24 protein-coding genes are annotated in these 23,034 nt (G+C 65.2%); 4 read left to right on the forward strand and 20 right to left on the reverse strand.

From position 1 onward, the window contains the following. Positions 1–9: 9 nt before the first annotated feature. Positions 10–582, forward strand: coding sequence for a CAP domain-containing protein (locus LPJ38_RS25480; protein WP_145639440.1), 573 nt, complete (start codon positions 10–12; stop codon positions 580–582). A 12-nt stretch (positions 583–594) separates the two neighbouring features. On the opposite strand, the gene LPJ38_RS25485 is transcribed toward LPJ38_RS25480, so the two are convergent. Then, positions 595–1,068 carry a VOC family protein gene (locus tag LPJ38_RS25485; protein WP_145639442.1) on the reverse strand — a complete coding sequence of 158 codons (474 nt, stop codon included), beginning with the start codon at positions 1,066–1,068 and terminating at the stop codon, positions 595–597. 148 nt (positions 1,069–1,216) lie between these two features. Between LPJ38_RS25485 and LPJ38_RS25490 the strand changes: the two genes are divergently transcribed. Continuing rightward, positions 1,217–2,395, forward strand: coding sequence for an aminotransferase class V-fold PLP-dependent enzyme (locus tag LPJ38_RS25490; protein ID WP_145639444.1), 1,179 nt, complete (start codon positions 1,217–1,219; stop codon positions 2,393–2,395). 13 nt (positions 2,396–2,408) lie between these two features. Here the strand turns inward: LPJ38_RS25490 and LPJ38_RS25495 are convergent, their stop codons facing one another. From LPJ38_RS25495 to yajC, 6 genes are read right to left on the reverse strand one after another with little or no spacing between them, the layout of a single operon-like run. Further along, positions 2,409–3,653 carry a threonine ammonia-lyase gene (locus LPJ38_RS25495; RefSeq protein ID WP_145639446.1) on the reverse strand — a complete coding sequence of 415 codons (1,245 nt, stop codon included), beginning with the start codon at positions 3,651–3,653 and terminating at the stop codon, positions 2,409–2,411. Between the two features lie 45 nt (positions 3,654–3,698). Further along, positions 3,699–4,562: a phytoene/squalene synthase family protein gene (locus tag LPJ38_RS25500; RefSeq protein WP_145639450.1), complete on the reverse strand. Its 864-nt coding sequence runs from the start codon at positions 4,560–4,562 to the stop codon at positions 3,699–3,701. Next, positions 4,559–4,942 (reverse strand): Mth938-like domain-containing protein, encoded by a 384-nt coding sequence (locus tag LPJ38_RS25505; protein WP_145639452.1) that lies wholly within the window; start codon positions 4,940–4,942, stop codon positions 4,559–4,561. Before LPJ38_RS25505 ends, LPJ38_RS25500 begins: the two co-directional genes overlap by 4 nt. 60 nt (positions 4,943–5,002) lie before the next feature. Next, entirely contained in the window at positions 5,003–6,022 is a 1,020-nt protein-coding gene (gene secF / locus LPJ38_RS25510; RefSeq protein ID WP_145639454.1) for a protein translocase subunit SecF, read from the reverse strand. A 10-nt stretch (positions 6,023–6,032) separates the two neighbouring features. Continuing rightward, positions 6,033–7,637, reverse strand: coding sequence for a protein translocase subunit SecD (secD, locus tag LPJ38_RS25515; RefSeq protein WP_145639456.1), 1,605 nt, complete (start codon positions 7,635–7,637; stop codon positions 6,033–6,035). Positions 7,638–7,684: 47 nt separating this feature from the next. Continuing rightward, a complete protein-coding gene (gene yajC / locus LPJ38_RS25520) occupies positions 7,685–8,071 on the reverse strand; it encodes a preprotein translocase subunit YajC (RefSeq protein WP_145639458.1) in 387 nt (128 codons plus the stop codon). Positions 8,072–8,252: 181 nt separating this feature from the next. On the opposite strand from yajC, the gene LPJ38_RS25525 reads away from it, so the two are divergent. Next, positions 8,253–9,269, forward strand: coding sequence for an ATP-binding protein (locus LPJ38_RS25525; protein ID WP_145639460.1), 1,017 nt, complete (start codon positions 8,253–8,255; stop codon positions 9,267–9,269). Between the two features lie 186 nt (positions 9,270–9,455). Here the strand turns inward: LPJ38_RS25525 and LPJ38_RS25530 are convergent, their stop codons facing one another. Together LPJ38_RS25530 and LPJ38_RS25535 are read right to left on the reverse strand one after the other, a co-directional pair. Continuing rightward, positions 9,456–10,844, reverse strand: coding sequence for a LysM peptidoglycan-binding domain-containing M23 family metallopeptidase (locus tag LPJ38_RS25530; protein WP_145639462.1), 1,389 nt, complete (start codon positions 10,842–10,844; stop codon positions 9,456–9,458). Between the two features lie 109 nt (positions 10,845–10,953). Further along, positions 10,954–11,604 carry a protein-L-isoaspartate(D-aspartate) O-methyltransferase gene (locus tag LPJ38_RS25535; RefSeq protein ID WP_145639463.1) on the reverse strand — a complete coding sequence of 217 codons (651 nt, stop codon included), beginning with the start codon at positions 11,602–11,604 and terminating at the stop codon, positions 10,954–10,956. 228 nt (positions 11,605–11,832) lie between these two features. Here LPJ38_RS25535 and LPJ38_RS25540 point away from each other — a divergent pair, with 228 nt between their 5' ends. Then, positions 11,833–12,204 carry a response regulator gene (locus LPJ38_RS25540; protein WP_145639465.1) on the forward strand — a complete coding sequence of 124 codons (372 nt, stop codon included), beginning with the start codon at positions 11,833–11,835 and terminating at the stop codon, positions 12,202–12,204. A gap of 3 nt (positions 12,205–12,207) precedes the next feature. Here the strand turns inward: LPJ38_RS25540 and surE are convergent, their stop codons facing one another. From surE to argS, 11 genes are all read right to left on the reverse strand, one after another. Further along, positions 12,208–12,975, reverse strand: a complete 768-nt coding sequence (surE, locus tag LPJ38_RS25545) for a 5'/3'-nucleotidase SurE (protein WP_145639466.1) — start codon at positions 12,973–12,975, stop codon at positions 12,208–12,210. Between the two features lie 92 nt (positions 12,976–13,067). Continuing rightward, the gene (locus LPJ38_RS25550; RefSeq protein WP_145639467.1) at positions 13,068–13,430 is read right to left on the reverse strand and encodes a hypothetical protein; all 363 of its coding nucleotides are present in this window, start codon (positions 13,428–13,430) and stop codon (positions 13,068–13,070) included. A gap of 119 nt (positions 13,431–13,549) precedes the next feature. Then, complete coding sequence (gene serS, locus LPJ38_RS25555; protein WP_145639468.1) at positions 13,550–14,881, reverse strand: serine--tRNA ligase; 1,332 nt, start codon at positions 14,879–14,881, stop codon at positions 13,550–13,552. A gap of 136 nt (positions 14,882–15,017) precedes the next feature. Next, on the reverse strand, positions 15,018–15,830 hold the full coding sequence (gene tatC / locus LPJ38_RS25560; RefSeq protein WP_061847982.1) for a twin-arginine translocase subunit TatC: 813 nt from the start codon (positions 15,828–15,830) through the stop codon (positions 15,018–15,020). After that, entirely contained in the window at positions 15,827–16,321 is a 495-nt protein-coding gene (tatB, locus tag LPJ38_RS25565; protein ID WP_145639469.1) for a Sec-independent protein translocase protein TatB, read from the reverse strand. Before tatB ends, tatC begins: the two co-directional genes overlap by 4 nt. Positions 16,322–16,409: 88 nt before the next feature. Further along, positions 16,410–16,646, reverse strand: a complete 237-nt coding sequence (locus LPJ38_RS25570) for a twin-arginine translocase TatA/TatE family subunit (RefSeq protein WP_008547211.1) — start codon at positions 16,644–16,646, stop codon at positions 16,410–16,412. Between the two features lie 167 nt (positions 16,647–16,813). After that, positions 16,814–17,566, reverse strand: a complete 753-nt coding sequence (gene scpB, locus LPJ38_RS25575) for an SMC-Scp complex subunit ScpB (RefSeq protein ID WP_167520655.1) — start codon at positions 17,564–17,566, stop codon at positions 16,814–16,816. A gap of 21 nt (positions 17,567–17,587) precedes the next feature. Beyond that, positions 17,588–18,427: a segregation and condensation protein A gene (locus LPJ38_RS25580; protein WP_061847981.1), complete on the reverse strand. Its 840-nt coding sequence runs from the start codon at positions 18,425–18,427 to the stop codon at positions 17,588–17,590. Next, positions 18,424–19,452 (reverse strand): beta-N-acetylhexosaminidase, encoded by a 1,029-nt coding sequence (gene nagZ, locus LPJ38_RS25585; protein ID WP_145639471.1) that lies wholly within the window; start codon positions 19,450–19,452, stop codon positions 18,424–18,426. The genes LPJ38_RS25580 and nagZ overlap by 4 nt, the downstream gene beginning before the upstream one ends. 46 nt (positions 19,453–19,498) lie before the next feature. Beyond that, positions 19,499–21,100 (reverse strand): SPOR domain-containing protein, encoded by a 1,602-nt coding sequence (locus LPJ38_RS25590; protein WP_145639651.1) that lies wholly within the window; start codon positions 21,098–21,100, stop codon positions 19,499–19,501. 140 nt (positions 21,101–21,240) lie between these two features. Next, positions 21,241–23,031: an arginine--tRNA ligase gene (argS, locus tag LPJ38_RS25595; protein ID WP_158644786.1), complete on the reverse strand. Its 1,791-nt coding sequence runs from the start codon at positions 23,029–23,031 to the stop codon at positions 21,241–21,243. Positions 23,032–23,034 lie beyond the last annotated feature (3 nt).

Raw genomic sequence — 23,034 nt, forward strand, 5'->3', positions numbered from 1 at the left:
GCGGGGATTATGGACACTCGGGGGACGGTGATGCATTGCTTGGCTGGCGCTCTGACCGCCGGCCTTTTGCTGCTGACCGCCGCGCCCGCAAAGGCTGACTCTCCGGCCGAGCTGATCTCGAACTTCCGCCTCAAGCACGGTGAAGTTCGTGTCGTGCGCGATGCCACGCTCGATCGCATCGCCATGGACCAGGCCCGTGCGATGGCGGCCAAGGACGATCTCAGCCACGATGCGCTCGGCCCGTTCAATCGCCGGGTCGCGCCAGCCGGCGCGGGCCGCGCCGCCGAGAACATCGCCTATGGCTACGACAATTTCGAGAAGACGCTGGGACAGTGGATCGACTCGTCCGGCCACCGGAAGAACCTGTTGCTGCACAATGCCTCCCGCGTCGGCATCGCGAGCGCAAAAACGACCAGCGGCAAGCGCACCTATTGGGCGATGGTGATCGCCGGCGACTACGAGCCGAAGGGCAAGAAGAAGAAAGACAAGGAGCCGCTGGTTGCCGTGAAGCGCGAGGTCGCGCCCACAAGCAAGCCGAAACCGAGCAATTGTCACGTCAAGCTGCTCGGCCTCTGCATCTGAGGCGAGACCGTCTCAGCCGCGGCGCGCGGCCTCGATCGCGGCGACGTCGATCTTCGTCATCCCCATCATGGCATCGAAGGCGCGCTTGGCCTCCGCACCACCGGCGGCCAACGCCTCGGTCAGCACCCGCGGCGTGATCTGCCAGGAAACGCCCCACCTGTCCTTGCACCAGCCGCAGGCGCTCTCCTGCCCGCCATTGGCGACGATGGCGTTCCAGTAACGGTCGGTCTCCGCCTGGTCGTCGGTGGCGATCTGGAACGAGAAGGCCTCGTTGTGCTTGAAGATGGGCCCGCCGTTGAGGCCGAGACAGGCAACGCCGGCGACCGTGAATTCGACGGTCAGGACATCGCCAGCCTTGCCCGACGGGTAATCGCTGGGCGCGCGATGAACCGCACTCACCACGCTGTCCGGAAACGTCTCGGCATAGAAGCGGGCCGCGGCTTCAGCATCCTTGTCATACCAGAGGCAGATCGTGTTCTTTGCCATTGGGTATTCCCTGTCGTTCCGTGCCAAATTGCGCTTCCGATCAGCATAGGCATCCCGACCCGCATGCTCCAGCCGGAACAGTCGTCTGCCCGAACTTGCCCGCGTGCGTCATTGTGTCTACGAGGAACCTGACGATGGAGGCTCTGACGTGATCGACATCGACAAAATGCGTGCCGACACGCCTGCTGCCTCCCGGCTCGCGTATCTCCACAATGCCGGGGCGGCTCTCATGCCCGCGCCCGTCGTCGCTGCGATGAAGGAACATATCGATCTCGAGAGCGAGATCGGCGGCTATGCCGCGGCCGATCGCGAGTCCGATCGTCTCGAAGCCGTTTACGGCTCAGTGGCCCGGCTCTTGAACGCAGCGCCGGATGAAATCGCCCTGGTGGAGAACGCGACGGTTGCCTGGCAGATGGCGTTCTATTCGCTGCCATTTCGAGAAGGCGACCGGATCCTGACGGCCGAAGCCGAGTACGCCGCCAACTATGTTGCGTTTCTTCAGGTTGCCAAACGCACAGGCGCGGTCATCGATGTGGTGCCGAGCGACGCGACCGGCGAGCTCGATGTCGGCGCACTCGAACGCATGATCGATGAGCGCGTGAAGCTGATCGCCATCACCTGGGTTCCGACCAATGGCGGGCTGGTCAATCCCGCGGCGGCGATCGGCAGGATCGCGCGAGCGCACGGCATTCCCTACCTGCTCGACGCCTGCCAGGCGGTGGGCCAGATGGCGGTCGATGTCGAAGCCATCGGTTGCGACATGCTGTCGGCCACGGGACGCAAATTCCTGCGTGGGCCGCGCGGCACGGGCTTTCTCTATGTCCGTCGCGCGCTATTGCAGCAGCTCGAGCCGCCCATGATCGATCATTTCGCGGCACCCTGGGTTTCGCGCGATTCTTATCAATTGCGCGACGACGCACGCCGCTTCGAGACCTGGGAGAACAACTACACCGCCCGGCTGGGGCTGGGCGCGGCGGTCGACTATGCCCTCGATATCGGAATGGCCTCGATCGCGCAGCGCTGCCGTGGGCTCGCGGAGCGTCTTCGCACTGGCCTTGCTGCGATCCCCGGCGTCACCATTCGCGACCTCGGGCGTCGTCCGGGCGCCATCGTCAGCTTCACGATGGACGGACATGAGGCCGACACCATCGTCAGCAGTGCCGCTGCAGCCGGCATCACGATCGGGGCGTCAGATCCGGCGAGCACCCGCATTGATGCCGAAGCGCGCTCGCTACCGCCGCTCGTGCGCGCCTCCCCGCATTACTACAACACCGAAGCCGAGATCGATCGCCTCATCGACCACCTCGCGAGCGTCGCGCGGCGATGACGGCACGTGCCGCTCAGGTGCAGCGCGCGCTCAATCCGGACGCACTGAGCTTTGCCATGACCTCATCGAGATGCGCGGCATCGCGGGTCTCGATGACGAGTTGCAGCAGCGTCGCCTTCGCCGGCAGGTCTGAGAACGTCCGCTGATGCGAGACCTCAATGATGTTGGCGCCGGCTTCGGCCAATAGCGCTGCCACTGCGGCGAGCTGCCCGGGGCGGTCGGGGATATCGAGCGACAATTGGGTCAGTCGTCCTTCACGCGCGAGCTCGCGCGTGAGGACGGAGGCGATCAGCCTGGTGTCGATGTTGCCGCCGCTGAGCACCAGGCCCACTTTCTGGCCGGCGAAGCGGGATGAATCCGACATCAGCGCGGCAAGGCCCGCGGCGCCGGCGCCCTCGACCACCGTCTTCTCGATCGAGATCAGGGTCGCGACCGCGCGCTCGAGCTCGGCTTCATTGACGAGCGCGATGTCGTCGACGAGACGACGGATGATTTCGGTGGTGATCTTGCCCGGAGATTTGACCGCGATGCCTTCGGCGAGCGTGTCGCCGCGCGCCGGCAGGTTGCCGTCGTGGATGGCGTTGTACATCGAGGGATAAAGCCAGGCCTCGACGCCCAATATCCGCACCGACGGCTTGATCGATTTCGCCGCAATGGCGGTACCGCTGATCAGTCCGCCGCCGCCGATCGGAACGACCAGCGTGTCGAGCTCCGGCACGGCCTTCAGCATCTCCAGCCCGACGGTGCCCTGCCCCGCGATGACGAGCGGATCGTCGTAGGGATGGACGAAGATCATGCCGCGGGCTTCGCCGTGACTGCGCGCGAACGCGGCCGCCTCCTCCAGCGTCGCACCGGTGACCACCACCTCCGCGCCGTGATGCCGGGTGTTCTCGACCTTCACCATGGGCGTGCCCACGGGCATGACGATGGTGGCGGGAATGCCGAGCCGCTTGGCGTGATAGGCGACACCCTGGGCGTGGTTGCCCGCCGACATCGCGATGACGCCACGCGCACGCTCCTCGGACGTCAGCGCCGTGAGCCGGTTGAGGGCGCCGCGCTCCTTGAACGAGGAGGTGAACTGCAGGTTCTCGAATTTGAGCCAGATGTCGCAGCCGCAAATGTTGCTCAGCGTCCGGCTGTAGCTGCAGGGCGTCTCGACAACGGCACCGTGGATGACCTCTGCGGCGGCGTGAATGTCACCGGGAGCGACCGCAAGGCCGCTGAGATCGCAGGACGTGATTTGGGACAAGTCGGCCATGGGACAGCATAGAGCATTTGCCCGGCCCGGGCGACAAGCCAACCGCTATTTGGTAAATTCTCGGGAACGTGAAGCCCGCCAAAGGGTCCACAGCGTGCGCAGCCGCGAGGCCGGCAGCAGCGCAAACGGATTGCGCCCGGCCTGCGAGAGGCGCTTGAGTTCGGCCCGCACGTGGCTCAGCAACAGAAACGCAGGACGTACGGATGCGGGCACCTGCGGCAGCAGCGACAGCGCCGTGGTCAGATGCTGCTGTGCCTCGCCCGCAAGCTGATCCAGCGCGGCGCGCAAGGCTGGCGTCTCCTTGCCGGCGAACACGTCTTCCATGTTGCAATTGTGGTTCGCCAGCACCTGCTGCGGCACGAACAATTGCCGGTGTGCGGCATCGCGCGGCAGATTGGCGATGACCTGAAGGATGCCCTGCGCCAGTCCGGCATGCCGAGCGACATGCTCGACCGCTTCCGATGGCGGCGCGAGGACCTGCGCCGCGAGACTGAACAGCGCCGACGAAGTCGCAGCCAAATAACCCTCCAGCGCCGCCATGGTCGGCATCGGATCGTTGTAGAGATCGAATTGGTGCTCGTCGGCAAGCAGCGACAGCGGTTCGACCGGCAGCTCATAATCGCGGATGGCGCGAAGCAGCTCGGCCGCGACCGGATTGCCCTCGGCGCTGCCGTGAACCTGCCCCGACAGCATGTCGGTCCACCATTGCAGGCGAATCTCGCCGGGCAAGGGCTGGCTCACCTGGTCGCGGACGCGCACGATCTCGACATTGAAGGCATAGAGCGCCAGCAGCGCGCGGCGCTCGGCGGAAGGCACGAACAGCGTCGCGACATAACGCGGGAAGTCGTGGTTGCGCACGAGATCGGCGCAGAAGGCAGTCGAGTCGGGCGCCTGCGCGGTGCTGCTCATGGCACCGCGATCAGCGCGGCCGCGACGCGCCGCCGCTCGCCGATCATGATGTTATAGGTGCGCACGGCGGGGCCGGTCTGCATCGTGTCCAGCACCACCCTCACCGCCTTGAGCGCCTGGCGCAGCTCCGGCGGCGGCAGCCAGAGCCCGGTTCCAGTGCCGATCAGAAGGGTGTCGATGCCGTTGGCGGCTGCGAAGACCCGGTCCAGCGAATAGCGGTCGATCTTCGCGGGATCGGTCACGTCCCAGGCCCAGATCGCCTCCGGCAGGCACAACAGCGATCCCCGATGCGACATGCCGGCAAAGGCAAAGCCGCCCTTGCCGTAGGCATCGATCGGCGCCGAGCGCGGGAAATGCGGTGCGTTGGGATCGCCGGCCATGAGCTTCGTCCGAATGGGCTTACTGCCCTCGCAAACGTCTGCGAGGGCATGCGGTTCGGATCATGCCTTGCTTTTCTTCGCCGGCGTATCCGTATCGGGTGCGTCTTCGCGATGCTCGCCGACGCCGAGATAGATCAGGATCGGCGCCGCGATGAAGATCGAGGTGTAGGTGCCGACCAGCACCACGCCGAACATCATTACCGCGGTGAAGCTGTGGATGGCGTGACCGCCGAACAGCAGCAGCGCGAGCAGAGCCAGCGTCACCGTGACGTGGGTGATGATCGAGCGTGACAGCGTCGAGTTGATGGACTCGTTGAGCAGCTGCGGCATCGGCATCTTCTTGTAGCGCCGCAGCATTTCGCGGATGCGGTCGTAGATGACGACGGTGTCGTTGAGCGAATAGCCGAGAATGGTCAGAAGCGCGGCGATGCTGGTCAGGTCGAAATCGACCTGGCTGATCGACATGAAGCCGATGGTCAGCACGATGTCGTGCACGTTGGCGATCATGGCGCCCAGGGCGAACTGCCATTCGAACCGGAACCAGAGATAGATCAGGATTCCGATGATCGCGAACATCAGGCCGAGCATGCCGAAGGCCAGCAATTCGCCGGAGACGCGCGGCCCGACCACCTCGACGCGGCGATATTCGACGGAATCGCCAAGCGCGGTGCGAACCTTCTGCACGGCCTCCTGCTGCGCGGCGTCGCCGCCCGGCTGCTCCGCGACGCGGATCAGGACGTTCTCGGCATCGCCGATTTGCTGAATCTGGACTTCGCCCAGGCGCAGGCCATCCAGCGTCGTGCGCATCGCCGCAATGTCGGCAGGGCCCGACTTCGACCTGACCTCCAGCAGCGTGCCGCCGCGGAAATCGATGCCGAAATTCAGCCCATGGGTGAAGAACAGCACGATTGCGACGATCGACAACGCGGCCGAGATCGGAAAGCTGATGCGGCGGAAACGCGTGAAGTCGAAATGCGTATCGTCGGGGACGATGCGCAGCGACGGCAGCCAGCCAAACGCCGCGACCACGGTGAGAATGGCAATGAGGACGCCGAGCCCGATGAGAACGGTCTGAGTCACGATCAGGCTCCTAGATCGGCACGCTCTGCGGCCGCTTCCACCGCACCCACCAGGCGACGATCAGCCGGGTCAGGGTGAAGGCGGTGAACACCGTGGTGATGATGCCGATGCCGAGCGTCACGGCAAAGCCGCGTACCGGACCCGTGCCGATGTAGAACAGCACCGCGGCAGCAATGAAGGTGGTGATGTTGGAATCGAGGATGGTCGCGAGCGCCCGCTTGAAGCCGGCGTCGATCGCCGAGATCGCGTTGCGACCGCCCCGCAATTCCTCGCGGATGCGTTCGTAGATCAGCACGTTGGAATCGACCGCGATGCCGACGGTGAGCACGATGCCGGCGATGCCGGGCAGCGTCAGCGTGGCGTTGAGCAGCGACAACAGGCCGAAGATCATGGCGACGTTGATGGCCACGGCAATGTTGGCGAACACGCCGAACAGCCGATAGGTCACCAGCATGAAGATGATGACCAGGATCGAGCCGACGTAAGCCGCAAGCTCGCCCTTCTCGATCGAGTCCTGGCCGAGACCCGGGCCGACGGTGCGCTCCTCGACCACGGTCAGCGGCGCGGGCAGCGCGCCGGCGCGCAAAAGAATCGCGAGATCGTTGGCCGATTGCACAGTGAAATTGCCGGAGATCTGACCCTGGCCGCCTGTGATGGGCTCCCGGATGACGGGCGCCGAGATCACCTTGTTGTCGAGCACGATGGCGAAGGGCAGCCCCACGTTCTCTTGCGTGGCCTGCGCGAACTTGCGGGCGCCCGAGGTATTGAACTTGAAGCTGACGACCGGCTCGCCCGTGCGCTGGTCGAAGCTTGCCTGGGCGTCGGTCAGATCACCGCCGGCCACCAGCACCTGCTTCTTGACCACGTAAGGTGTCGGCGGTGGCGAGGCACTCATCAAGAGCTCGGATTCCGGCGGAACCCTGCCCTGCTGCGCCTGATCCGGCGGCACGGAGGCGTCGACCATGCGGAATTCCATCTTCGCGGTCTTGCCCAGCAGCTCCTTCAGACGAGTCGGATCCTGGAGACCGGGCACCTGCACCAGGATGCGGTCGTTGCCCTGACGCTGGATCACCGGCTCGACGGTGCCGAGCTCGTTGACGCGGCGCTCGACGATCTGGATCGACTGCTCGATGGTCTTGCGCAGGCGATCGAGTATCGCGACCTGCGGAACGCTCAGGCGGATCACCCCGCCGCTGGCGTCGGCAACCTCGAGGTCCCGCTGACCGCTGGATCCCATGAGGCCGCCCAGCGGTTGGGACAATTCGCGCAGTTTGGCGAGCGCAGCCTGAACGTCGGATTCCTTGGTGATGCGGACTTCGACGGCGTCGTTGCGCACGGTGACGCCGCCGGTGAAACCGATCTTGGCATCGCGCAGCGTCCGGCGGACGTCGTCGCGGACCTGGTCGAGTTTCTCCTTCTTCACATAGTTGGAATCGACCTCGAGCAGCAGATAGGAGCCGCCCTGGAGGTCGAGGCCGAGCACCAGCCGGCGCTGCGCCCAGGCGGGCCAGGTCTTGACCTGCGCCTCGGGGAAGAAATTGGGGACCGCGCAGAGGCACACGATCAGCGCCGTCAGGATGATCCCCAGCGCCTTCCACCGCGTGAAATACAACATCGACTGGACCTGTCAGATCAGGAGATTGGAGATGCTCGCGGAAGCGCTCACTTCGACGCGGCGTCGTCCTTGGTGTTTTCCTTGGCGGCTTCCTTGCTATCCTTGGATTCCTTGGCCGGCTCGCCCTTGGCGCGCACGCCGGAGATCATCTGGCGCATCTGCCGCACGCGCACGCCGTCGGAAATCTCGAACTCGATCTGGTCGTCGTCGACGACCTTGGTGACCTTGCCGACCAGGCCGCCCGAGGTCACGACGGTGTCGCCGCGGCGGATGTTCTTCACGAGGTCGGCGTGGTCGCGGACCTTCTTCTGCTGCGGACGCAGAATCAGGAAGTACATGATCACGAAGATCAGGGCGAACGGCAGCAGCGACATCAACATGCTGTTGGTGTCGCCGGCGGCCGCAGCCTGGGCATACGCAGGGGTAATCAGCATTCGGACGATCCTCGTGAGAACGGGGGGAAGCCGGTCAGGCCCTCAAAGGCGACCGGTTCGGTCAAATTCGCGCGGACTATAGCGGCCATTGCCCCAATTGCAACGCTGCCAGACCGCCCTTTTGGCCACCTTGCGGCGCGCCCTCAGGCCCGATAAGGCTGCATTCTCAGGAACTTCGGACATGCCCAAAAAAGCAAGCAAAAGCCCGGCCGGCAAAGGCCCCAGCACCCCTGCCCGCAAGCTCGCCCGCGTCGCGGCAAAACGCCCCACGACGGCCGCCAAGGCGCATCCCAAGGCGCACCCCAAGGCGAATCTCAAGTCGGCCCCGGACCTCTCGCAGGAGCGCATCGTGCGCGCGCTGGAGACCATTGCAGCGCAGCTTGCGGCCCAGGGCAAGCCGGCGGTCGAGGCCGAGTCTTTCGAACGGGCGGATGCCTATGTCTGGCACCCTGACGGCCGCCTTGCCGCCGTGCCGCGGGTCAGCCGCGTCGAGCTGTTCCTGCTCAAGGGCGTCGACCGGATGCGCGACATCCTGATGGAGAACACCGAGCGCTTCGCCAATGGCCTACCCGCCAACAACGCCCTGCTCTGGGGCGCGCGCGGCATGGGCAAGTCGTCGCTGGTGAAGGCCGCGCATGCCAGCATCAACGCGGAGCGCAAGCCGGCCGACAGGCTGAAGCTGATCGAGATTCACCGCGAGGACATCGAAACGCTGCCGATGCTGATGGAGAAGCTCCGCGACGCCAGCTTCCATTTCATCGTGTTCATCGACGACCTCTCCTTCGACGGCAATGACGCGTCGTACAAATCGCTCAAGGCCGTGCTCGAAGGCGGCATCGAGGGCCGGCCCGAGAACGTCATCCTCTATGCCACCTCCAACCGCCGCCATCTGCTGGCGCGCGACATGATCGAGAACGAGCGTTCGACCGCGATCAATCCCGGCGAAGCGGTCGAAGAGAAGGTCTCGCTGTCGGATCGCTTCGGCCTCTGGCTCGGCTTCCACCGTTGCAGCCAGGACGAATATCTCGCCATGGTGCGCGGCTATTGCGGCCATTTCGGCATTGAGGTCGACGACGAGGCGCTGGAGCGCGAGGCGCTGGAATGGTCGACCACGCGCGGCTCGCGCTCGGGCCGCGTCGCATGGCAGTTCGTGCAGGAGCTGGCGGGCCGGCTCGGCGTGAAGCTGACGGGGACGTAGACGGACTCACGTGACCCACTGCTGTCATTCCCCGCGAAAGCGGGGAATCCAGTACGCCGCGGCCTATCGACGTAACAACAATCGTCTCTGGAATACTGGATCGCCCGCTCCAGTGCGCAAGTGCGCACAAGGCGGGCGATGACATCTTGGATGTGGTGATCACGTGCCCTACTCAGGGCCCGCGTCTCACGCTCCGTTCAGGAATTGAAGCGGGTCAACCGGGCTCGATCCCTTGCGGATCTCGAAGTGAAGCTGCGGCGACGCCACTTCCCCGGATTGACCCGACTTGGCAATGACCTGACCGCGCTTGATGGTATCGCCGCGCTTCACCAACAGCTCACTCGCATGGGCATATGCGGTGACGTAGCCGTTGGAGTGCCGAACCAGGACCAGGTTGCCGTAACCCTTCAGCTCGTTGCCGGAATAAGCGACGACACCGTCTTCGGCGGCCTTGACCGGCGTGCCCTCGGGCACCGCGAGATTGATGCCGTCGTTGGACTTGCCGTTGGTCTTGGCGCCGTAGCTCGTGACGACCTTGCCACGCACCGGCCAGCGGAAGGTCGGTAGCGCGCCCGTGGCCTCCGCAGCCTTCGCCGGGGTCTCGGCGGGCTTCTCCTCGACATTGGCCGTGGCCTGGGCCAGACGCGCGCTCTGCACGGGCGCGGCGGCAATGGCCACCTTGGTGGCGGGCGCCGGAGCAGCCGCGACGGGCTGGAGCGTTCCGGCCACCGGTGCAGCCGCGACCGGAGCCGCAGCAACGGGCGCTGCGACGGCAGCAGTCTTGGCGCCCGGCACCGTCAGCTTGGTGCCGAGCTTGAGCTTGGCCGATGGGTCGAGGCCATTGGCACGTGCGAGCTCGGCCGCCGAGATACGGTTGTTACGCGCGATGCTGGCAAGCGTGTCGCCGCGGTTGACGAAATGCGTGCTCGGCGGCGCAGCGACGACGGCAACCGGCTTGGCCGCAGGCGCTGCCGCAACGGGAGCCATCACTGGTGCGGGCGCAGGAGCCGTGGTCGGATGCGGAATGATCAGCTGCTGGCCGGGCGAGAGCGCGCGCGGCCCCTTGTAACCGTTAGCGGCCAAGATCGCCTGCGGCGTGACGCGATAGCGCTTGGCGAGCACGTCGAGTGTGTCGCTGGTGCCGACGATGATCTTGGTGCCGCCGGCCGGCTGGGCAGCCGCGACTGAGCGCGGCGGCACGGTGGCCGTGGTTTCCAGATGTGGCTGCGCCGGGGGTGCATAGGAGCTGACGCCGCGACCGCCTCCGGATACGCCGCCACCCGAAGTGACGGGATAGGATTGCGGGGCGGTCACCGCGGGCGGCGGCAGCGGTTGCGACTGATAATAGCCGGGCTGGGTCTGCGGCCGCGCATATTGCGGCAGCTCGCGCTGCTGCGGCGGCGGGGCCTGCTGCACCGATCCGGTCTGATCAGAGGCGAAGGGATTGGAGAAGTTTGACTGGGACAGCCGCGACGACATGTCGGCGCTGCACCCCGCAAAACTGAAGGAGATCAGCGCCAGGACCGCGACCTGCGGCACACGGCGCGAGTAAAGCAACTCGGCGACGACGGACATGGTTACTCACTCGTACGCAACAGAACTGGTCTTTTAAGTAAACACGCGCCGAGTAAATAACGGCTTAACCCTCCCAATAAGATGTTGGCAGCACAGCTGATCCGGAATTCTACAGCTCGCGCGCCACGCCGGGCAGCGCCGGCACGAAGCGGACCTCGACGAGTTCCTTGCGCTCGATCCCTCTTTCGGTCCGGCTGAGGCGGATCAGCGTCTGCACCCCCTGATGCGGGCCGACCGGCGCGATCAGGATGCCCCCGATATCGAGCCGTTCGACCAGGTTCTCGGGAAGCTGCTCCATCGCCGCGGTGACGATGATGCGGTCGAACGGCCCGATATTGGCAGGCAGGTTGAGACCGTCGCCCAGCATCACCTCGACATTGTGACAGTCGAGCTTTTCGAGCCTCGCGCGTGCGGCGTCCGCCAGCTTGCGGTAGCGCTCGACGGTGAGCACCTGTCCGGCGAGCCGGGACAGCACCGCGGCCTGATAGCCCGAGCCGGCGCCGATCTCGAGCACGCGGTGGTGCTTCTGGAGCTGGAGCTGCTCGGTCATATAGGCGACGACGAAGGGCTGGCTGATGGTCTGCCCGCAGGCGATCGGCAGCGCACTATCGCGATAGGCGCCGTCACGATCGGCCTCGTCGACGAACTGCTCGCGCGGCACCTCCTCCATGGTCCGCAGTACCGCCTGATCGCTGATTCCGCGACGCCTCAGTGTGAGCTGAAACATCATCTTTTCCGGTGGGTGCTGATGGGAGGTCATTGCCGCCAATGCTGTGTCGTCAGGGCCGGAGGATAGCAAGCTCCGGCCACTGAGAATCTTGTTCCTGGTCAGGAACCCATGCTATCCTTCGGGCTAGGCATTTGACCATAAATTGGCTTGCAACGGGCAAGCTGCGAAGGCCATTTTCGGGCATCCGTTCGTCGAAACGCGCATTGCGTCGATTCATGTTATCTGCGAACGTTTTTGGGAATGGGCAAGGACTCAAAGATGACCGCGACGGGGCTTTCCGGCCGCTCTGTATTCCTCGTCGAGGACGAGGTCATGATCAGGATGATGGTGGCGGACATGCTCGAAGAGCTCGGCTACACGGTCGCAGCCGAGGCAGGCGACATCACCGAGGCCATGCGGCTCGCCCAGGCGACCGAGTTCGACATCGCCATTCTCGACGTCAACGTCAACGGCAAGGTCATCTCTCCGGTGGCCGACGTCATCAAGGCGAAGGGCTGCCCGTTCATCTTCGCCACAGGCTACGGCTCCTCCGGCCTGCCCGAACAGTACCGCGACCGGCCGGCGCTCCAGAAGCCGTTCCAGCTCGATGCTCTCGGCAGGACCATCGAAGCCGCGCTTCGCGGCGGATAGCTGCTACTTCAGCGTGGCGCTCAATTCTGCCGAAAACGCTTCATTGGTGCGGTCGAGCCTGAGCGGCGTGACCGAGACGTAGCGCTCGCGCAGCGCCGCGAGATCCGTTCCGTCGGCGGGCGTGTCCATCATCGCCGCGCGCTCGAAGCCGATCCAGAAATAGGGATTGCCGCGGCCGTCCTTGCGCTCGTCGACCCTGAGGAAGCCGAGATTGCGCTTGCCCTGGCGCGTGACGCGGATGCCCAGCACCTCTTCGGGGGCGCAGGACGGGAAATTGACGTTGATCACCGTGTCCTTGGGGACACCGGCGGCAATCACCTTCCGCACGATGTCGGGGCCGAATTTGCGCGCGGTGTCCCACGGCAGGCGATCGCGGGTCTCGACGCTGAACTCCTGCGATAGCGCGAATGACGGCAGCCCCAGGATGGTGCCTTCCAGCGCGCCGGCGATGGTGCCGGAATAGACCACGTCCTCGGCGACGTTGCGCCCCTTGTTGACGCCGGACAGCACAACATCCGGCGGCTTGGTGCCGAGGATGTGGCGCGCGCCCATGATGACGCAGTCCGTCGGGGTGCCGCGAACGGCGAAGTGCCGCGGTCCAACCTCGCGCAGGCGCAGAGGATCGTTCAGCGACAGTGAATGCGACACGCCGGATTGGTCGAGCTCCGGCGCCACCACCCAGACGTCGTCGGACAGCGCGCGCGCAATCTCCTCCACGACCTTGAGGCCGGGGGCGTGGATACCGTCGTCATTGGTGCAGAGGATGCGCATGCGGGAGGTCTGTTCCAGAAAGCGGGCCTGAGCCGTCTTATCCGGCTATGCCGGATCAGGCAAACCGGGAGCGGCCAGTTCCCGGCTAAGTCCTACCGGCGGACGCGCCATTGCGGCACGAATCGCGCGAGCCGGCCCTCCGCGCGTAGCTGCATCGCCGGCACGACCGGGCTCACGACGGGCGTTTCGACCACGCCGAGCGCCGCCAATTGCGCGATGAGCGGATCTGGCCCGGAGGCCTGCGGAAAGCGCTCGCGCGCCACCACCAGCGCCTTGTCGAAATCGGCAGCATTGACGCCGGGCTTGGCCCGCCGACCCTGCACGAGATCGTCGTCCCAGAGCCGCGTGATGTCGATGTCGAACACGCCGCGCAGGCGCTGGTCGACGGCCTGGATGCCGGCGCCCGTCACCGCCCATTGTCGGCCGACCCAGAAGATGTCGCGGTGCAAGGCCATGGACGTTGGGGTTCGCGTGGACGGGCCGGCAGGATAGCCGGCCGCCCGATCTTCGCAACGCGATTCTGTCCGGCGCGTTTTCTTGACGCGAACCGGCAGCTACTTCGCTCGAAAACGCTCTACTCGCGGCTGATCACCTTCACGCCGCCCATATAGGGCTTGAGCACGTCGGGGACTGCGATCGAGCCGTCCTCCTGCTGATAGGTCTCCATCACGGCGATCAGCGCGCGGCCGACTGCGGTACCGGAGCCGTTCAGCGTGTGCACGAAACGCGGCTTGCCGTCCGGCCCGCGCGAGCGCGCATCCATGCGCCGCGCCTGGAAGTCGCCGCAGACCGAGCAGCTCGAGATCTCGCGGAACATGCCGCCCTCGCCCTGCCCGGGCATCCAGACCTCGATGTCGTAGGTTTTTCGCGACGAGAAGCCCATATCCCCTGCGCAAAGCGTCATCACGCGATAATGCAGGTCGAGCTTCTGCAGCACCTGCTCGGCGCAGGACAGCATCCGCTCCAGCTCGTCCTTGCTGGTCTCAGGCGTCGTGATCGAGACCAGCTCGACCTTGGTGAATTGATGCTGGCGGATCATGCCGCGGGTGTCGCGCCCCGCGGCGCCCGCCTCGGCACGGAAGCACGGCGTCAGCGCGGTCAGCCGCATCGGCAATTGCTTCTCGTCGAGGATGGATTCGCGCGCAAGGTTGGTGAGCGAGACCTCTGCGGTCGGGATCAGACCAAGGCGCTCGGTCTTCAGCCGCTCATGGTCGGGCGCCGCGAGCAGCTCGCCCTTTATCGCCCAGAACTGGTCGTCCTCGAACTTGGGCAATTGGCCGGTGCCGAACATCACCTCATTGCGCACCAACAGCGGCGGATTGATCTCGATGTAGCCGTGGTCGGTCGTGTGCAGGTCGAGCATGAACTGGCCGATTGCGCGCTCGAGCCGCGCCAAGCCCTTCTTCAGTACGACGAAGCGCGCGCCGGAGAGCTTTGCCGCCGCCTCGAAATCCATATAGCCGAGCGCGGTGCCGAGATCGTCATGCAGCTTTGGCGCAAACGCGTAATTGCGCTTGTTGCCGTATACGTGGTGCTGCACGTTGCCGTGCTCGTCGACACCGTCGGGCACTTCGTCGAACGGAATGTTCGGGATCGCCGACAGCTCCTTCATCAACTCGTCGTCGGCAGCCTTCGCGGCCGCCTCGAGCTCCGGCATCGTGGTCTTGAGCTCGGCCACTTCGGCCATCAGCTTCGCCGCGCGCGCCTCGTCCTTGGCCTTCTTGGCGTCGCCGATTTCCTTCGAGGCCGCATTGCGTCGCGCCTGCGCCTGCTCGGAAGCGAGGATCGCCGCACGCCGTTTCTCGTCGATCGCGAGCAGCGATGCCGACATCGGCTTCAGGCCACGCCGCGCGAGGCCGGCGTCGAAAGCTTGCGGATTGTCGCGGATCGATTTGATGTCGTGCATGGCTGTTTCCCGTCATGGCCGGGTTCATCCCGGCCATCCACGTGTCTGCCGCCTTAGATCAAGTCGTGGATGCCCGGGTCAAGCCCGGGCATGACGAATCATGGGCTGAATAGCGCTATGATAGGACGAAAGCGCCCTACTCTGCCGGATTGGCCGGCGTCGACACGTCGGTGCCGGTGGCCGCCTGCGAGGCCGCGGCCTTCCGCTCCACCATGCCCACCGCGATGATCGACCCTTCGTAAAGCGCCATCAGGGGAAACGCCAGGGAGCACTGGCTGAGCACGTCGGGCGGCGTCAGCACGGCCGCGATGACGAAGGCAAGCACGATGAAATAGCGGCGCTTCTCGCGCAGCATCTTCGACGTGACGATGCCGATCCGCCCGAGCAGCGTCAGGATCACCGGAAGCTGGAAGGCGATGCCGAAGGCGAAGATCAGCGACATCATCAGCGACAGATATTCGCCGACCTTGGGCAGGAGCTGGATCTGCGCGGTCTCGTCGCCGCCGGCCTGCTGCATGCCGAGCGAAAAACGCACCAGCATCGGCAGCACCACGAAATAGACGAGCGCTGCGCCCAGCACGAAGAAGAACGGGGTCGCGACCAGATACGGCAGGAACGCCTGCTTCTCGTGCTTGTAGAGCCCGGGCGCGACGAACTTGTAGATTTGCGTCGCGACAATCGGGAACGAGATGAAGCCGGCGCCGAACAGCGCGAGCTTGAGCTGGGTGATGAAATATTCCAGCAGCGCCGTGTAGATGAACTTGGAATTCTCGGGACCCGCAATCCACACGAACGGCCAGACCAGCACGTTGTAGATCTGCTTGGCAAAGAAGAAGCAGAAGATGAAGGCAAGGCCAAAGCCGAGCAGCGCCTTGATCAGCCGCGACCGCAGCTCGATCAGATGGTCCATCAAGGGGGCTTTGCTGGCCTCGATATCGGCGTCGGTCATGACGCTTTGGCGTCCTTGATCGTTTCGGAGGGCGCGGTGTCTTGCGCCACCGGTGCCTGCTCGACCTCACGGGTGATGGCGAGCGGCTCGTTGACAGCCGCATGCGCCTCGGCTTCCACGAAGGTGGCGGGCGTCGGCGCTTCCGGAGTGGTTGGGCTCACAGGTGGTTCTGCAACGGTCGTGGTCGTCGTCTCGGCGGGCTTGTCGAGCGCATCGACGCGTAGCGCGTCGCTGACGTCCTTCTGGAGCGACGTCAGCGGATTGAAGCCGGTCGCGGCTTCCTTGACCTCGTCGAAGCTCTTCTTGAGGTCGGCCATCTCGGCCTCGCGCATGGCTTCCTGGAATTGGCCCTGAAATTCGGCGGCCATCTTGCGGGCCTTGCCCATCCACTGCCCGACCATGCGCAGCACGCCCGGCAGCTCCTTCGGGCCGATGGCGATCAGGGCCACGACCCCGATCAGGACCAGTTCACTCCACCCGATGTCGAACATGAGGTCTTCCGTTCACGCGAAGCCGCAGCCGGCCCAATCCCTTGCGCGCAGGATCGGGCCGCTACCCGCGTCTCGCGTGCTCTCTGACTCAGACGGCCTTGCTGCCGACGTCGGACCGTGCCGCGGTCGGCGCGGCATTGTTGTGCTCGATGGACTTGGCCGGCTCCTGCTTTTCAGCGGGCTTGTCGTCGTCCTGCATGCCCTTCTTGAAGGCCTTGATGCCCTGCGCCACGTCGCCCATCAGATCCGAAATCTTGCCGCGGCCGAACAGCAGCAGGACCACTGCGATCACCAAGATCCAGTGCCAAATGCTGAGTGAACCCATCCTGCAACCCTCCAAACGCGCATGGCCGGGGACCCGGCCGATCTTCCCCGAAACCTAGGCTTGGCAGGTCTCAAAAACAAGGACCAAGGCAGTGCCAATTCGCTGTCGGCACTACGTAATCTTGCTAGTGTTAACTGTCGCAGGGAAGCCCCGCATGAGCCGGGGCATCAGTTCTCGGCACCGCCCTCGCCGCCACCTTCATTGCCGCCTTCGGGCGCTTCGGGCTCCACCGCAGGCGCCAGCGCCAGATCGAGGTCTTCGCCCGGTTCCAGCGGATCCTCGTCTTCACGCAGCGCCGGGTCGTCGGACGGCGTCGGCACGCTGAATCCTGTCGGCAGACGCGAATCCAGCAGGCCGGTGCCTTTCAACTCTTCGAGACCCGGCAGATCGCCGAGCTGCTCCAGGGTGAACTGCGACAGGAAATCCTCGGTGGTTCCAAAGGTCAGGGGCCGACCGGGCGTCTTGCGGCGGCCGCGCGGCTTGATCCAGCCGGTCTCCAGCAGCACGTCCAGCGTGCCCTTCGAGGTGACGACACCGCGGATCTCCTCGATCTCGGCGCGCGTCACAGGCTGGTGATAGGCGATGATCGCCAGCACCTCGATCGCGGCGCGCGACAGGCGGCGCGTCTCGTGGGTCTCCCGCGTCATCAGCCAGGCGAGATCACCGGCGGTGCGGAACGTCCATTTGTTGGCGACGCGCACGAGGTTCACCCCGCGCGAGGCATAGTCCGCCTGCAACTGCTCGAGCGCGGCCTTGACATCGACGCCATCGGGCATGCGTTTGGCCAGCGTCGCAGTGTCCAGCGGTTCACTCGAAGCGAACAGCAGCGCTTCCAGCAGCCGCAATTCCTCGGGACGTGCCTGGGATTCGTTCTCCATCGGCTCGGCCTCATCTACCCGCACTTCAGCCAGGCTTGCCATGGCAGATTCTCCTTCTTGCACTTAAGCGACCGGCGCATCGGGCGCAGGAGCTGCGTCCGTGACCGGTTTTGGGCGCCCCTTCCGGAAATAGATGGGCGCAAACGCCTCTTTCTGGTTCAGCTCGAGCTGCCCCTCGCGCACGAGTTCGAGCGCGGCTGCGAAGCTCGATGCGAACACCGTCGCGCGCTGCGTCGGATCGGCGACGTGGCGGATCAGGAAGTCGTCGAGAACGCCCCAATCGTCCTGCTCGGTGATGCTGCCGACCAGCCGCTCCAGCGTGGCGCGCGCCTCAGCAAGCGACCACACCGTGCGCTTGGCCAGATGCACGCTCGCCAGCACGCGCGACTGGCGTTGCGCGGCATAGGCCGTGAGCAGGTCGTACAGCGTCGCGGTGTATTTCGGATGCTTGATCTCGGCGATCTGCTCGGGCTCGCCGCGCGGGAAGATGTCGCGCTGCAATTGCGGCCTGTTCATCAGCCGGTTGGCCGCTTCGCGAATGGCTTCCAGCCGGCGCAGACGATTAGCCAGCGCCGTCGCCATCTGCTCCGCGCTCGGGCCTTCCGCGCTCGGCGGTTCCGGCAGCAGCAGGCGCGACTTCAGGAAGGCGAGCCAGGCCGCCATGACGAGGTAGTCGGCGGCCAGCTCCAGCCGGATTTTTCGCGCGGCTTCGATGAAGTGGAGGTACTGGTCGGCCAGCGCCAGGATCGAAATCTTGGCGAGGTCGACCTTCTGCTGCCGCGCCAGTGCGAGCAGCAGGTCGAGCGGGCCCTCATAGCCCTCGACGTCCACGACCAACGCCGGCTCACCCTCGGCGAGCTCTGCGGGCCGCCCGGTTTCAAACGATAGGATTTCTGCGGTCATGCGGATGCCGTGTTTGCCCGTGCGATCAATGCGTCCAGTTCCGCGCGTGCGGCCGCGCGGTCGAACGGCTGCGGCGGCTTGCGAGCGGCGAGCGCGGCCTTCGCCCGCTCCAGCGCCCTGCCGGACAGCTCGGGTGTCTGTCCGGCGACGTCGCGCATCTCCTCGATGTTGCCATTGCAATGCAGGGCCACATCGCAGCCGGCCGCGAAAATCGCGCGGGTCCGATCGGCGATATTTCCAGACAGCGCGTTCATCGACACGTCATCACTCATTAACAAACCCTGGAACCCGATTGCGCCGCGAATCACGTCAGCAATCATTGTCGCAGATGTCGTCGCCGGATGGGCGGGGTCGACCGCGCTAAACACAACATGTGCAGTCATGGCCATCGGCAAGTCGGCGAGCGGCTTGAAGGCGGCAAAATCGGTGCGCTCCAGCTCGTCCCTGGGCGTATCGACCGTCGGCAGCTTGAAATGGGTGTCGGCGGCGGCCCGGCCATGGCCGGGAATGTGCTTGAGAACCGGCAGCACGCCGCCCTGCTCCAGCCCCTCGGTGACCGCGCGCGCGATCGCCGCGACCTTGCCCGGCTCGGTGCCGTAGGCCCGGTTCCCGATGACGGCATCGGCGGCCGGCACCGGCACATCAGCCAGCGGCAGGCAATCCACGGTGATGCCGAGATCGGCGAGATCGGCCGCGATCAGGCGGGCACTGAGGCGCGCCGCAGTGAGCCCGAGCGCCGAATCAGTGTCGTACAAACTCGCGAATACGGCGCCCGGCGGATAGACCGGCCAGTGCGGCGGTCCGAGCCGTTGCACCCGTCCGCCCTCCTGATCGATCAGGACAGGGGCGTCGGCAGCACCCGCAACCGCACGCAATTCCGCAACCAGTGCAGCTACTTGAGCCGGTGTGGCGACGTTGCGCTTGAAGAGGATGAAGCCCCATGGGCGTTCCGCACGGATGAACTCCCGCTCGGGGGCGGTCAGTTCGGTTCCGGATACACCGGTAATGAAGGCCCGCGTGCTCATAAGGGCCGATTAACCCTGCCCCGCAAGGGGGTCAAGGAAACGGCCGTTAATTCCTCTGGACGAAGCAGGCAGACAGGCCCGCGGACTTCAGGCTGTTGCAAGCCTGCGTCGCTTCCTCGGCCGAACCATAGGGTCCGGCGAAGGCGCGGTAAACGACGCCCTTGCCCTTGTCGGAGAGATCGACACGCTTGATGACGGGCGAACGGGAGCCGAGCACGCTGCCATACTTGCTCTGGAGCACCCGGTAGGATGCGGCGGCACTATCCTCGCTCTGCTGCGAGGAGACCTGCACGATGTAGCCGCCACCACCATTGCTGGCCGGTGCGATCTGAGTCGGAGTGGTCGCAGCCATCCGCTGCGGCGGCTCGGCCGCCGGCATCGATTGCGGCGCCAGCGACATCGGCTGATTGGCGCTGGCATTGGCCGAAGTCGGCGGATTGCGCGGCGCCGCCGACGCAGGTGGCGCGGCAACAGGCCTGGGCCCCGATGCCGTTGCCGGTTTGGCGGCGGCCGATTGCGCTGCCGTGCCATCGGTCTGGTCACCCTTCACGGCGACAGTCCTGATCGGGCGAGGCGAATTGTTCGGCAGCGTGCCATTGCTCGCCCCCGGGCTCGGCGGCGGCACCGCGGACGGCGACACGCTCGCCACCGACGGCGGGTTCGCGTTCTGGTTCAACGGCGGGAATACCACCCGAGGGCCGCCTGCCCTGGCATTGACGTCGACAGGCGCCTCCTCGCGCGGCACGATCTTCTCGGTGCCGTCACCGATCACCATGCGATCCGGCACCTTGGCCGCGGAGTCCGTCGGCGCCGGCACGATCTTGGTCGGCGTGTTGTCGGCTTTGATGATCGGCGGCTCACCGCTGCGGGGCAAACCCACATAGGTCTTGTAGGCAAAGGCGGCGCCCGTCCCGACCACGGCAAGGGCTAGGATGGCCGCGACCGTCATCATGCCGCCGCGCTGCTTCTTCGGCTCCTCGACCTCGGCTTCCGGATAGTCGCTCTGGTAGGCGTAGGGATCATCCGGGTAGGCCGGATCACGCTGGTAGTCCTGCTCGCCTGTCTCGAGCCGACCATAGAGCGCATCGTCGTAGCGCGACGGATCGGGCTGCGGATACGGCTCCTGATGGATCTGCTCCTGATAGGCCTGGCCAGGCTGCTGGTAGCCCTGAGCTTGATAGGCCTGATCCTGATAGGCGTGAGGCTGATAGGCTTGGGACTGATGGGCTTGGGACTGATGGGCTTGGGACTGATGAAACTCCGGCTCGGACGCGGGCGCCGCCGGCTGGGCCGAATAGCGATGCAACGGATGAACCGGGCTCACGGAGACGGGATAGTCAGGCTCTGGCGCAGATGCAGGCTGCGGCTGCACATTAGCACGACGCATCCATGAGGGCGGTCCGGGCGGCGGAGCCTGCTCGGCATGATCTTGCTGATCATCGTCCTCGCGATAATCGTGGTCCTGATAGCTCTGGGCGGGCGCTGCCGGCGGGCGGGCCGTCGGCCGCGACTGCGCTGCAAATGGATCGGTCTGCCCGATCAGACGGGCGAGCTCGGCCAAGGGATCGTTGTCCGCCTTCCCATGCTGATCGCCACCGCGACCATAATCATCGGAAGGAAACGGTCTGTCCTGATATCGTTCGGCCATCGTGATGATGCGTCCCTTCGGGAAAGCCGCGCGCCCCTCGACCAAGGCACGGCTTTCGACCCACAAGGCTTTCAACCAAGTCTAAGCGATCCGGCTTCTGCCGGTTACCCCCGAATTTCCCTTAAGTAGTTCGCCCCAAACTACCGCATCTCGTCCGGGGCATGGACGCCGAGGATGGCGAGGCCCGATGCCAGGACTGAGACGACGCCCTGGACCATTGCCAGCCGCGCCTTTGTTAGATCTGCATCATTATTGATAATGAAGCGTAAATAGGGCAAATCGCGCCCCTTCGTCCAAAGCGCATGAAATTCGCTGGCTAAATCATAGAGATAAAAGGCAATTCGGTGTGGCTCGTGGGCGCTGGCTGCGGCTTCCAGCATCCGCGGATAAATTGCGAGGCACTTGAGAAGTTCAAGCTCGACCGGGTCTGACAGCCGTTCGACCGCCGACTCACTCAGCCAAGCGATCCGTCCGGCTGTATCCTCCGGCAGTTCTGGGAACACCTCGGCCCGCGCGTTGCGGAAGATCGAGTGGCCGCGGGCGTGACCGTACTGGACGTAGAACACCGGGTTGTCGCGCGATTGTTCCATGACCTTGGCGAGGTCGAAATCGAGTACCGCATCGTTCTTCCGGTAAAGCATCATGAAGCGGACGGCATCCTGGCCGACCTCATCCACCACCTCACGCAAGGTGACGAAGTCCCCGCTCCGCTTGGACATTTTCACGGGCTCGCCGTTGCGCAGCAGCTTCACCAGCTGCACGATCTTGACGTCGAGCGCGCCCTTGCCCGACGTGGTCGCCTTCACCGCCGCCTGCATGCGCTTGATGTAGCCGCCATGGTCGGCGCCCCAAACGTCGATCATCTCGGCAAAGCCGCGGTCGAACTTGTCCCTGTGGTAGGCGATGTCGGACGCGAAGTAGGTGTAGGAATTGTCCGACTTGATCAGCGGACGATCGACGTCGTCGCCATAGGCGGTCGCCCTGAACAGCAGCTGCTCGCGGTCCTCCCAGTCCTCGACGGGCGCACCCTTTGGCGGCGGCAGGCGGCCCTCATAGATGTCGCCCTTGGCGCGCAGGAAGTCGATGGTCTCGGCGACCTTGTTGTTGCCGGTCTCGATCAGTGAGCGCTCGGAGAAGAACACGTCGTGGCGGATGTTGAGGGCGGCGAGATCGTCCTTGATCTCGTCCATCATCATCGCGATCGCCTTGGCGCGCACCGTCGGCAGCCACTCGGCCTCGCTCATCCCGAGCAGCTTGTCGCCGTGCTCTTTCGCCAGCGCCGCGCCGACAGGCTTGAGGTAATCGCCGGGATAGAGCCCTTCCGGGATCGCACCGATGTCCTGTCCCAGCGCCTCGCGGTACCTGAGGAACGCGGAGCGCGCGAGCACGTCGACTTGGGCGCCGGCATCGTTGATGTAATATTCGCGCGTGACGTCGTGGCCGCCGAACTGGAGCAGGCTCGCCAGCGCGTCGCCGAACACGGCGCCGCGGCAATGGCCGACATGCATCGGCCCGGTCGGGTTGGCCGAAACGTATTCGACATTGACCTTGGAGCCACCGCGGACGCGGCCGTAATCGGCGCCCTCGCGCAGCACCGTGCGCAGCGCCTCGGCCCAGGCGGCCGGCTTCAAGGTCAGGTTGATGAAGCCGGGGCCGGCGACATCGACCTTGGCGATCAGCGCGTCGGTGCGCAGCCGCTCGGCGATCTTTTCGGCGAGATCACGGGGCTTTGCCTTGGCCTCTTTCGCAAGCACCATGGCGGCATTCGTCGCCATGTCGCCATGGGAGGCATCGCGCGGCGGCTCGACCACCACGCGGGAGAAATCGATGCCCTCGGGCCAGTTGGCTTCCACGGCCAGCGTACGGCAGGCGGCGTGCACGCGCGCGAGCACGTCAGCGAACAAATGCAGGGATGAGGTGGTCTCGGGCATGGC

The sequence above is a fragment of the Bradyrhizobium daqingense genome, from assembly GCF_021044685.1.
Classification (GTDB): Bacteria; Pseudomonadota; Alphaproteobacteria; order Rhizobiales; family Xanthobacteraceae; genus Bradyrhizobium; species Bradyrhizobium daqingense.